General features: G+C 68.7%; 10 protein-coding genes and 1 pseudogene. 5 read left to right on the forward strand and 6 right to left on the reverse strand.

Annotated features, from left to right (window positions below):
- Positions 1–344 (reverse strand): FAD-dependent oxidoreductase (locus tag HA630_RS15305; RefSeq protein ID WP_166835794.1); only part of this gene is annotated, 344 nt, incomplete at its 3' end.
- 136 nt (positions 345–480) lie between these two features.
- Positions 481–1,446 carry an MBL fold metallo-hydrolase gene (locus HA630_RS15310; RefSeq protein ID WP_166835796.1) on the reverse strand — a complete coding sequence of 322 codons (966 nt, stop codon included), beginning with the start codon at positions 1,444–1,446 and terminating at the stop codon, positions 481–483.
- Between the two features lie 155 nt (positions 1,447–1,601).
- Between HA630_RS15310 and HA630_RS15315 the strand changes: the two genes are divergently transcribed.
- Positions 1,602–2,414: an IclR family transcriptional regulator gene (locus tag HA630_RS15315; protein WP_166835798.1), complete on the forward strand. Its 813-nt coding sequence runs from the start codon at positions 1,602–1,604 to the stop codon at positions 2,412–2,414.
- Here HA630_RS15315 and HA630_RS15320 read toward each other — a convergent pair whose 3' ends face one another.
- Complete coding sequence (locus HA630_RS15320; protein ID WP_166835800.1) at positions 2,415–3,593, reverse strand: M48 family metalloprotease; 1,179 nt, start codon at positions 3,591–3,593, stop codon at positions 2,415–2,417.
- Positions 3,593–3,985, reverse strand: coding sequence for a hypothetical protein (locus tag HA630_RS15325; RefSeq protein WP_208300105.1), 393 nt, complete (start codon positions 3,983–3,985; stop codon positions 3,593–3,595). The genes HA630_RS15320 and HA630_RS15325 overlap by 1 nt, the downstream gene beginning before the upstream one ends.
- Before the next feature lie 136 nt (positions 3,986–4,121).
- Between HA630_RS15325 and HA630_RS15330 the strand changes: the two genes are divergently transcribed.
- Complete coding sequence (locus HA630_RS15330) at positions 4,122–5,531, forward strand: CHASE2 domain-containing protein (RefSeq protein WP_166835803.1); 1,410 nt, start codon at positions 4,122–4,124, stop codon at positions 5,529–5,531.
- Between the two features lie 21 nt (positions 5,532–5,552).
- Here HA630_RS15330 and HA630_RS15335 read toward each other — a convergent pair whose 3' ends face one another.
- Both HA630_RS15335 and HA630_RS15340 read right to left on the reverse strand, forming a co-directional pair.
- Positions 5,553–6,359 carry an enoyl-CoA hydratase/isomerase family protein gene (locus tag HA630_RS15335; protein WP_166835805.1) on the reverse strand — a complete coding sequence of 269 codons (807 nt, stop codon included), beginning with the start codon at positions 6,357–6,359 and terminating at the stop codon, positions 5,553–5,555.
- Positions 6,360–6,418: 59 nt separating this feature from the next.
- Positions 6,419–7,030, reverse strand: coding sequence for a TetR/AcrR family transcriptional regulator (locus tag HA630_RS15340; RefSeq protein ID WP_166833557.1), 612 nt, complete (start codon positions 7,028–7,030; stop codon positions 6,419–6,421).
- Positions 7,031–7,259: 229 nt separating this feature from the next.
- Here HA630_RS15340 and HA630_RS15345 point away from each other — a divergent pair, with 229 nt between their 5' ends.
- The 3 genes and pseudogenes from HA630_RS15345 to HA630_RS15355 all read left to right on the forward strand — a co-directional run.
- Complete coding sequence (locus HA630_RS15345; RefSeq protein WP_166833555.1) at positions 7,260–8,060, forward strand: crotonase/enoyl-CoA hydratase family protein; 801 nt, start codon at positions 7,260–7,262, stop codon at positions 8,058–8,060.
- Between the two features lie 27 nt (positions 8,061–8,087).
- Positions 8,088–9,971, forward strand: a complete 1,884-nt coding sequence (locus HA630_RS15350) for a feruloyl-CoA synthase (protein WP_166833553.1) — start codon at positions 8,088–8,090, stop codon at positions 9,969–9,971.
- A gap of 26 nt (positions 9,972–9,997) precedes the next feature.
- Positions 9,998–10,227, forward strand: a pseudogene (locus HA630_RS15355) (acetyl-CoA C-acyltransferase); the annotation flags it as partial.

Below are 10,227 nucleotides of genomic sequence, written 5' to 3' on the forward strand. Positions count from 1 at the left end.
TCCTTGAAGAACACCTTGCCCACGTTCCACGACACGCCCTTGTCCACCATCGGGTCGCCCACGCCCAGGCGGTCCCAGATCTCCAGCGTGCGCTTGGCAAAGCACAGCGCGCGCGAGCCGATGGACAGTTTGTCGTCGTTGTCCAGTACCACCACCCGCTGGCCACGCTGGGCCAGGTCGATGGCCAGGGTCAGGCCCACCGGGCCGGCGCCCACCACCACCACCGGGTGGTGCACGGGCGTGGCCGCGTCCTGGTCGGGCAAACGCGCGTAGGCGAACTGGATGGCTTGCACCTGTTCGCCGGTGCCACGGAAGGGGAATTGCTGGGGATCGTTCGCGGTCATGGGGTCCTCCGGACGGGGCATGGGGTTCGCGCGGGCACAACCCGACCCGCCGGCCGGCGCGAGGCCAGTCGGTGGTGGCGGTGCCCGTGGGGCGTGGGGGCCGGGGCGCGGCGCGGGCCTCACCCCGGGTGCGGCATCAGCCTTCCAGGGCCTGCCACATCTGCACGTCGCGCTCGGCGGTCCAGATGCGGGGGTGCTGGTATTGGGTGGCTTCGTCGTAGGCGCGGGTCACGTCGAAGGGCATGCAGTGGTTGAAGATGACCCAGTGGCCGTACTTGGGTTGCAGTTGGGCGAAGGTTTCTTCGTAGACGGCGCGCAGGTCCTTGCCGGCGGCGACACCGGCCTGAACGCTGGCGTACAGGTCTTTGATGAAGTCGCGCGTGCCCTGCAGGCCGGCCTGGACCTGCTCGGGCGTGGTCAGCGCGGCGCCTCGGCCGGGCACCAGCTTTTCGGGCTGCAGCGCGGCCACGTTGTCCAGGGTCTGCGGCCAGTCTTTGAAATAGGCGTCGCCGGCGTAGGGGGTGGCGTCGAACTCCACCAAATCGCCGCTGAACAGGATTTTTTCCGACGGGATCCAAGCCACGGTGTCGCCCTTGGTGTGGCCACGGCCCAGCTGGATCAGTTGCACCTCCAGCTTGCCCAGCCACACGCTCATCTTGCCTTCGAAGGTCATGGTCGGCCAGGTCAGGCCTTCGGGCACGCTTTCCACGTTCTGGAACAGGCGCGGGAAGCGGCCGATCTCGCTGGCCTTGTCGAACTCGCCGCGCTCGACCACCAGGTCGTAGGTGTCGCGGCTGGCGATGATCTGCTCGCCGCCCTCGGCCATGTAGGCGCTGGCGCCCAGCACGCGCACCGCGTGGTAGTGGCTCATCACCACGTACTTGATGGGCTTGTCGGTCACCTCGCGGATGCGGCGGATCACGTCCTGCGCCATCACCGGGGTGGCCTGGGTGTCGATCACCATCACCGCGTCGTCGCCGATGATGATGCCGGTGTTCGGGTCGCCCTCGGCGGTGTAGGCGTAGGCGTGCTCGGAGAGCTTCTCGAACGTGACTTTCTTTTCTTCGAGGTCGGCGGCGGAGGCGAAGGTTTTGGTGCTCATGCGGGGGCTCCTTAAAATTCAACAATGACAAATGCGTTTGATTGAAATAGATGGCCGCGATGGTACCCAAAATATTCGCCGATGACAAACGGATTTGTTTAAGTAAAAACCCGAAGCCCCCCGAAAGCGGCCGCGCGCGGCGGCACAATCGCCCCATGCACACGGAGAAACCCCCACATTCCACCGACGCCAGCGAAGACAGCGAGGCGCGGCCCTCGCGCGGCATCCAGAGCGTGGAGGTGGGCGGCCAGTTGCTCAAGGCGCTGGCGCGCAGCGGTCGGCGCATGGCGCTGAAAGACCTGGCGCGCGAGGCCGACATGACCCCGGCCAAGGCCCACCCCTACCTGGTCAGCTTCGGCAAGCTCGGGCTGATCGAGCAGGACCCGGTCAGCGGCCACTACGGCCTGGGGCCGCTGGCGCTGCAACTGGGCCTGATCGGCCTGCAGCAGGTGGACCCGGTGCGGCTGGCGATTGCCGAACTGCCCAGCCTGGCGCAGCGGGTGGGCTGCACCGTGTCGGCGGCGGTGTGGGGGGTGGAAGGGCCCATCATCATCCGGGTGGAAGACGGCCCGACCGCGGTGCACGTGGCCATGCGCCACGGCACGCCGGCGTCGCTGCGTCACACAGGCACCGGCAAGGTGTTTGCGGCCTTCGGGCCACCGGCCGACATCGCCACCGCCCTGGCCCGCGAAGGCCTGGCAGGCGCCCTGGACGACCCGGCCTTTGCCGCCGAGTTGGCCGACATCCGCCGCGCCGGCATGACCCGGGTGCGCGACGAGTTGCTGCCCGGCATCAGCGCCATGGCGGTGCCGGTGTTCGACGGTTTCGGGCGACTGGTGCTGGCCATCGCCGCCATCGGCCCCAGCGCCATGCTCGATTTGGACGATGGCAGCGCCCAGACCCAGGCCTTGCGCGAGGTGGGCCGGCGCCTGTCGCAACGGCTGGGGGCGGTCCAGCCGGGCGACTGATCACAAACGACCGGCGTTCGGCGCGGCCTGCCGTTTCTGCATCCAGAAACGGCCCGACTGCTGAAGGTTTTTCATGCGCGCCACACCGCCGGGGTGGCGGTCGATGGGACGGTTGACGATCGTGATCAGGTCGTCCTTGTGGTCGTCGCTGTGCTCCGGATGCCGGGCGACCCGCTCGGCAAAGCTGCCGACGATGCGCAGGTAATCGGCCTCCTGGGGGAAGGTGTCGGCCAGCAGCCGCAAGGCACAGCTGTCGGCGTGCAATTCCTGTTCGGCGTAGAAACGGCCGAAGCGGTTGCGGGTGCTGCCGAACAGCCGGATCAGCTTGTCCACCGCACGGGGGTCGCGCTCCCCTACCCTTTTGAACAAGGCCACGCCCTGCTCCAGGCTCTCGATCGAATCCAGAATGCGCGCCTGAGTGTTGTAGGTTTCGTGGCGCTGCAGCACGTGGGAAACTTCGTGGGCCAGCGCAAAGTGCCCCTCGGGCGTGAGCCGGCCGCTGGCGCGGTCGAACAGCCCCTGGTCCACGTACAGGTAGCCACCCGGCATGGCCACGGCGTTGGTCTCGCTGCGTTTGCGGATGTGAACCTTGAAGGTGTAATCGTGCTGCTCGGGCACCCGTGCCAACAGTGCCGCCAGCGCCGCATCGAGGGCCGGGTAGAGCTTGCGCCCTGGTGCGGAATCCCGCCGCAACACGTCGGCGACCTGCTGGTGGCCGTGCTCACCGATTTTCTCTTCCAGGACAAAGGGCAACCAGTTCAGGTGCCTGGCCGCCACCTTGACGCTGGCCCATCCATCCACCGGGCGGCTGCGCCGCGGCCGGTCCTTGAGAGAGTCACCGATTTTCTTGAGCCGGTTGCCCAGTTCGGCCTCGGCCAGCAGGGCGGTCAGGCCCAACAGGTTGCCCTGGATGCTGGGCACCACCGCCTGCTCGCAATGGGGGTCGCGCAGCACCGACGTCTGCTGCCCCTTGAGCTTCTCTGCCCGCTCCAGGTTGATCTGGGGAAGGGCCAGCCGCGGCGCCGTCGGGGCCGGCGTGCCTTCGACGGGTGGCCGGTCCACCGCCGCTGCGGCCAAACCCGGCTCACGCGGTGGAGACAAGGTGGCGACACAACCGGCCGCCGCCAGGGCAGCGGCCACCAGGGTCGGGGTCAGGCAGCGCCTGGGCAGGGCCGTCATCAGCGGCCCCCGGCCGGTGGCAACTGGAGCAGGCGGGCATCGCGCGCAGCGTAGTAGCCGTGGGCATCCAGCAGCACCGCCTCCAGCAACAGCCGGTTCACGGCATCGGGCTCCCGGGACAGTTGGGCCAGTTCGCCCGCCAGTTGGGGGTCCTGCTGCGCCTGCTGCCATTCCAGGGCGGCACGTTCGGGACTGAGCGACTGCTCCGGCTCCAGCTGGCGCCCCCCGATGCGGTGGCGCGACACCAGTTTCTTGAGCACGGTGACGAGGGAATCGCAACGCAGCGGGTCCACCCGCCCTTCCAGCCGCTGGTAGTAAGTGGTGACCCGGGTGTCATCGGGCGGGCGACACTCCCGGGCCAAACCCGCGGAACACAAGGCCATCAGGGCCATGCCGGCCACCATCCTACGCTTCGGAAACAGATTCACTGCACCCTCCCATCCAGAGCCCACTTTGTTTCAAACTGTAATACATTTTGCCCAGATGGCCATCCGCCGGGTGGTTCCCCATCGCACACGCCCCCCCAGCATGCGCCCACTGCTCCATACTCTCCGCGAACGGCTGCACCTGTTGTACAGCGCCGCCCTCATGGCATCCCTGTCGCTGTTGTACAGCGACTACCTGGGCCCGCTGGCCGATGTGAGTTACGTGCTGTCGTCCAACCTCGCCTCGGCCACCGAAACCGGCCCGCCCCGGGCGAGCGATGTTGACAACGTGGTCGTGGGCATAGCCCCCCTGCGCCACAGCCAGCGCTACGACACGGTCAGCCCACTGCCCCGCTGCCAGTTGCTGCAGGACCTGCAGCGCCTCTACGCGGCCCAGCCCGCCCGGCTGGCGATCGACCTGGACCTGTCCCCCACACCCCTGGGCCAGTCGCAGCGGGACGGGGGGCAGACCGCGCAATGCGAACAAGCCATCCATGCGCTGCTGACCGAACAGGCGCAGCGCACCGTTCTGATCACCCCCTTTCCGACCCCCGACGCCACATTGCAAGCACGCAAGCACCACTGGATGCAGGCCATGTGCCAGGCCGGCGTCACCTTTGCCGAGCCGTTTCTGCACCAGGGGGTGAGTGGCTTTGTGTACAAGTACGAACCGTCCGCGGCGTCGCTGGCCGAGGCCTTGCGGACAGCACCCTCCCGTTCCAGCCCGGTCTGCGAGCAGTTGTTTCGCCTCGCACCGACCGAAACGGCCGAAGCCAATGGCTACCTGACGGGCGACTGGACGCAACCCTGGCCCCTGCGGAACCTGGGCGCCGCCCACCCCATGCCGATCAACTACCGCGCGGCGCAGGCCCACAACCTGCGCATGGACTGGGGCGAGGAAGAACCCGACCTCTCGCCCCTGCGCGACAAACCCGTGATCTTCGGGGCCCGCTACGGCACCGACGACCTGTTTGAAACACCGGTGGGCGCACGTTACGGCATCGACGTCCACGCGGCCATCCTAGCCACGCTGGACCACCCCATCCGCCACTCCAGCAACGGGGAAGGGTGGCTGGCAGACATCGTGATCGGACTCTTGCTGGGTGGCCTCATCGCGGCTTGCTGGCAACGCTACTTTTTCGCCGCCCGGCAGGGCTGGGGCTTTGCCTACGTGCGCTTGTGGATCACCGGCCTCCTCTTTGTGGCGATCCTCCTGGCGGTATTCTGGGTGGCGCAGGTGATGCTGGAGCGCTTTGGCGTGTGGATGAGCCCCATCCCCGTGGCGGCCGGCATGTTCCTGGACTTTTTTGTGACAGGATCGGTGCAAACCGCGCTGAGCCGCGGCCGGCCCGCAAAGCCCCGATTTCGGCACCCCAGTGGCCGGCCCTGCCGCTGGCTGGACAGGCTGGACGTGGCCTTGATCCAGACCGACACCCATCCCCGCCGCGCCGTGGCCTGGCTCCTATGCAACCCGCTGAGCGTGTGCATTCCGCTGGCGCTCTTGCGCTTTTGAGGTGGCGCCCCACCAAAGCCGTCAGCGCCCGCTGAACACCGGCGCGCGGCGCTCGGCAAAGGCCGCCCGGCCTTCGGCGAAGTCGCGGCTGCCCTGGGTGAGCGCCTCGCGGCTGCGCCAGTCGGCCAGCTTGTCCTCGCCCCAGGCAATTTCCTGGATGGTCTGCTTCATGCCCTGCAAGGCCAGCGGCGCCATGTGCGCGGCGCGGTCGGCCCACTCGGCCACCGCGGCCGGCAGGGCCTCGGGCGGCACCAGCCGGTCCAGGTAGCCCAGCGCCAGCAGTTCATCCGCCGGGGTGGCTTCGGCCAGCAGGAACAGGCGCCGGGTGGCGCCCAGGCCCAGCCGCGCCACGTAGCGGCGCAGGCCGCTGGGATAGTAGTGCAGGCCCAGCGCGGCGGCGGGCATGCGCAGCTCCATGCCCTCCACGCCGATGCGGAAGTCGCAAGCCAAGGCCAGGTCGGTGGCGCCGCCGTACACGCTGCCGCTCAGCGCGCACACCGTCAGCGCCCGCACCCGGGCCAGGGCGTCGGGCACCTGCTCGAACGCCAGGGGCGCGTGGCCGCTGTCGTTGAATTCCCCGATGTGGTAGCCCGCACTGAACACCCGCGCGTGGGGCCAGGTGCGTGCGGTCAGCACCAGCACCCGCACCTGCGGGTCGTCGTTGAGCGCCTCGAACTGCTGCAACAGGGTGCGCAGGTCTTCGTCGTGCAGCCGGTTGCGGTGCGCCGGGCGGTTCAGGGTGAGGGTGGCCACGCCGTCGGCCACGGTCAGGATCGGGGGTGAGGCGTCGGGCCAGGGCTGGTGGGTGGGCCAGGTAGGCAGGGTCATGGGACGGTGGGTGGACAACAAAAACGAAGGGCCGCCGGGGCGGGCCCCGGCGTGCCGGCTCAGAACGGCAGGCTCGGCTGGGTCAGCAGCCGTTCGATGAAGGTGCGGCGGCGCTGCTTGTCCTCGTCGCTGCCCTGGGCGCGAAACAGCGACTCGGACTGCATGTAGCTGTACATCACAAAGGCGCGGTTCTGGGCCGCCAGCGGATCGAAGCCCAGACGCGCAAAGCAGTCGCCGATGTAGCGCAGGCGCATGGCGTCCACCTCGTCCACCACGGCGCGGGCGATGTCGTCGCGGCGCGCCCAGGCGCGGATCGCCAGTTCGATGGCGCCGCCGCGCTGTGCCCGGGCACCGTGAAAAGGCAGCGCCGCCAGTTCGTGGATGACGGTCTGCGCCGTCACCCCCTGGCGGTTGTGGGCGGCGATGACCTGCTCGGTCTGGGTCTGCTTCCAGGCCTGCAGCAGCCGCTGCAGCAGGTCGGCGCGGTCCACAAAGTGCCAGTAAAAGCTGCCGCGGGTCACCTGCAGGGTCTTGGCCAGCACGTCCACCCGCACGCCTTCCACGCTTTTGTCCACCAGCACGTCGGCGGCCACGCGCAGCCAGTCCTGCGGCGTCAGGGACGGCCGCGCGCCGGGGCGGGCGGCGTGGGGGGGTGGGGATGCAGCGGTCATGGCATCGGGATGATAGCGGCGCCAGCCGGCCCGGGGCTGACATGGGGGCGGGCCCTCAGGTTTACCCCAATGGCGCGGCGCCAGAAACCGGACAAAAATTCACCATACAGTTGTGAATGGTAACGAATCCCGGCCAATCATCAGGGTAAACCCTAGGAACCAAACCGAGACAAGTTCCAGTCATTTAGTTATTATTCATAATCATATTCACCCCATCCCACGAGACACCATGAGCAGCTCCCACCCCACCGCCACCCCCGCCCGCGACGCCGTCCAGCTCACCATGCACGGTGACGTGGCGGTGGTGCGCCTGTGCCGCCCGGCCAAGCGCAACGCCCTGAGCGACGGCCTGATCCTGGCCATCCGCGACACCTTCCAGAACCTGCCGGCCAACGCGCGGGCCGCGGTCATCCACGGCGAAGGCGACCACTTTTGCGCCGGCCTGGACCTGTCGGAACTGCAGGAACGCGACGCCGGCGAAGGCATCTTCCACTCGCGCATGTGGCACCAGGCGCTGGACTGCGTGGAAAAGGGCAACGTGCCGGTGGTGGCCGCCCTGCACGGCGCGGTCGTGGGCGGCGGCCTGGAACTGGCCAGCGCCTGCCACATCCGCGTGGCCGACGAGTCCACCTTCTTCGCCCTGCCCGAAGGCACCCGCGGCATCTTCGTGGGCGGCGGCGGTTCGGTGCGCATCCCCAAGCTGATCGGCGCGGCCCGCATGACCGACATGATGCTGACCGGCCGCGTCTACAACGCCGCCGACGGCGAGCGCGTGGGCCTGTCGCAGTACCTGGTGCCCGCCGGCACCGCGCTGGACAAGGCGCTGGAACTGGCCACCCGCATCGCCACCAACGCGCCGCTGACCAACTTCGCCCTGATGCACGCCCTGCCCCGCATCGCGGAACAGCCGGGCGACCACGGCTTCTTCACCGAAGCCCTGATTTCCTCCATCGCCCAGGCCGCACCCGAGGCCAAGGCGCGCGTGCGCGCCTTCCTGGAAGGCAAGGCCGCCAAGGTTCAAAAAGGCTGAGCCGGCACCGCGCAGAGGCAGACACACATGAACGACACCCCCGCCACCTTCCGGCCGCTGACCTTCGGCGTGACCCGCGTGACGCTGCGCGACGGCCCCACCGGCACCCACTACCTGGAAGCCGACCAGCCGCTGCAGCCCTACCCCGAGCGCCTGACCGACCGCCTGCGCCAGTGGGCCGAGGCCGCGCCCGACCGCACCTGGCTGGCCCAGCGCCAGCGCGTCACCGGCGCCGACGGCCAGACCGCCCTGGGCGACTGGCAGCACGTCAGCTACGCCCAGGCCTGGGCCACGGCGCGCGCCATCGCACAGGGCCTTATCGACCGCGGCCTGAACGCCGAGCGGCCGGTGGTGATCCTGAGCGAAAACAGCCTGGAACACGGCCTGCTGGCCCTGGGCTGCCTGGTGGCGGGCGTGCCCTACGTGCCCACCTCGCCGGCGTATTCGCTGGTCAGCACCGACTACGACAAGCTCAAGCACGTGCTGCGCACCGTCACGCCGGGCCTGGTGTTCGCGCAAGACGCACGCTACGCCAAGGCGATTGCCGGCGCCGTGGCGCCCGACCTCGACGTGGTGCTGGCCAGTGGCCACCTGGACGGCCGCGCCACCACCGCCTTCGACGCGCTGGCCCGCGCGCCGGTGACGCCGGCGGTGGACGCCGCCATGGCCGCCACCGGCCCCGACACCATCACCAAATTCCTGTTCACCAGCGGCTCCACCAAGCTGCCCAAGGCGGTCATCAACACCAACCGCATGTGGTGCGCCAACCAGCAGCAGATGACGCAGTCGATGCCGGTGCTGCAGGAAGACCCGCTGGTGCTGGTGGACTGGCTGCCCTGGAACCACACCTTCGGCGGCAACCACAACTTCGGCATGGTGCTCTACCACGGCGGCACCATGTACATCGACGACGGCAAGCCCACCCCGGCGCTGATCGGCGAAACCCTGCGCAACCTGCGCGAGGTGGCGCCCACCGTGTACTTCAACGTCCCCACCGGCTTCGAGGCCATCGCCAACGCGATGAAGGCCCCGACCGACGACGGCCGCACCCTGCGCAAGACCTTTCTGTCGCGCGTCAAGATGTTCTTCTACGCCGGCGCCGCCCTGGCCCAGCCGGTGTGGGACAGCCTGTACGAGAGCGAGGAGGCCGAGATCGGCGAGCGCATCGTCATGACCTCGGGCCTGGGCATGACCGAATCCGGCCCCTTCGGCCTGTTCGTGACCAGCCCCAACGTGCGGGCCGGCGACCTGGGCGTGCCCACCCCCGGCATGGCCGTGAAGCTGGTGGACATGCAGGGCAAGACCGAGGTGCGCTACAAAGGCCCCAACATCACCCCCGGCTACTGGCGCGCGCCGGCCGAAACCACCGAGGCCTTTGACGAAGAAGGCTACTTCTGCTCGGGCGACGCGGTGAAGTGGATCGACGAGACCGACATCCACCTGGGCCTGAAGTTTGATGGCCGCATCGCCGAAGACTTCAAGCTGGCCACCGGCACCTTCGTCAGCGTGGGCCCGCTGCGCGGGAAGATCATCGCCGCCGGCGCGCCCTACATCCAGGACGCGGTCATCACCGGCCTGAACATGAAGGAAGTGGGCGCCATGGTGTTCCCCACGCCCAAGGTGCGCGAGCTGTGCGACCTGCCGCCCAGCGCCTCGCTGCACGACGTGCTGGACCACCCGGCCGTGCTGGCGCACTTCCAGACTGTGGTGAACGAACTGGCCAAAACCGCCACCGGCAGCGCCAACCGCATCGCCCGCCTGTGCCTGCTGGCCGACCCGCCCACCATCGACCGTGGCGAGATCACCGACAAAGGCTCGATCAACCAGCGCGCCGTGCTGGGCCACCGCGCCGACACCGTGGCCAAGCTGCACGCCGACGCCTTGCACTACATCCTCAAGCCGCAGGCCTGAGCCCCCATTTTTCACAAGGAACGACCATGGCCCACAAGGGATTTTTCAACGCCTTCAACGACGTGTGGATGCTGGACGGCGTGCGCACCCCGATGGTGGACTACTGCGGCGCGCTCGGCCACATTTCGCCCACCGACCTGGGCATCAAGGCCGCCCGCGAGGCGCTGGCCCGCAACGGCGTCAACCCGGCCGACATCGGCTCGGTCATCACCGGCAACATGGCGCCCGGCGACTTCGACCAGTTCTTCCTGCCGCG

It is taken from the genome of Aquabacterium sp. A08, from assembly GCF_011742065.1.

Bases quoted from the DNA above. Each gene is read 5' to 3' on its own strand.
- HA630_RS15335 (WP_166835805.1), bottom strand. From the start codon at position 6,359: ATGACCCTGCCTACCTGGCCCACCCACCAGCCCTGGCCCGACGCCTCA.
- HA630_RS15310 (WP_166835796.1), bottom strand. From the start codon at position 1,446: ATGAGCACCAAAACCTTCGCCTCCGCCGCCGACCTCGAAGAAAAGAAA.
- HA630_RS15330 (WP_166835803.1), top strand. From the start codon at position 4,122: ATGCGCCCACTGCTCCATACTCTCCGCGAACGGCTGCACCTGTTGTAC.
- HA630_RS15340 (WP_166833557.1), bottom strand. From the start codon at position 7,030: ATGACCGCTGCATCCCCACCCCCCCACGCCGCCCGCCCCGGCGCGCGG.
- HA630_RS15350 (WP_166833553.1), top strand. From the start codon at position 8,088: ATGAACGACACCCCCGCCACCTTCCGGCCGCTGACCTTCGGCGTGACC.
- HA630_RS15320 (WP_166835800.1), bottom strand. From the start codon at position 3,593: ATGACGGCCCTGCCCAGGCGCTGCCTGACCCCGACCCTGGTGGCCGCT.
- HA630_RS15315 (WP_166835798.1), top strand. From the start codon at position 1,602: ATGCACACGGAGAAACCCCCACATTCCACCGACGCCAGCGAAGACAGC.
- HA630_RS15345 (WP_166833555.1), top strand. From the start codon at position 7,260: ATGAGCAGCTCCCACCCCACCGCCACCCCCGCCCGCGACGCCGTCCAG.
- HA630_RS15325 (WP_208300105.1), bottom strand. From the start codon at position 3,985: ATGGCCCTGATGGCCTTGTGTTCCGCGGGTTTGGCCCGGGAGTGTCGC.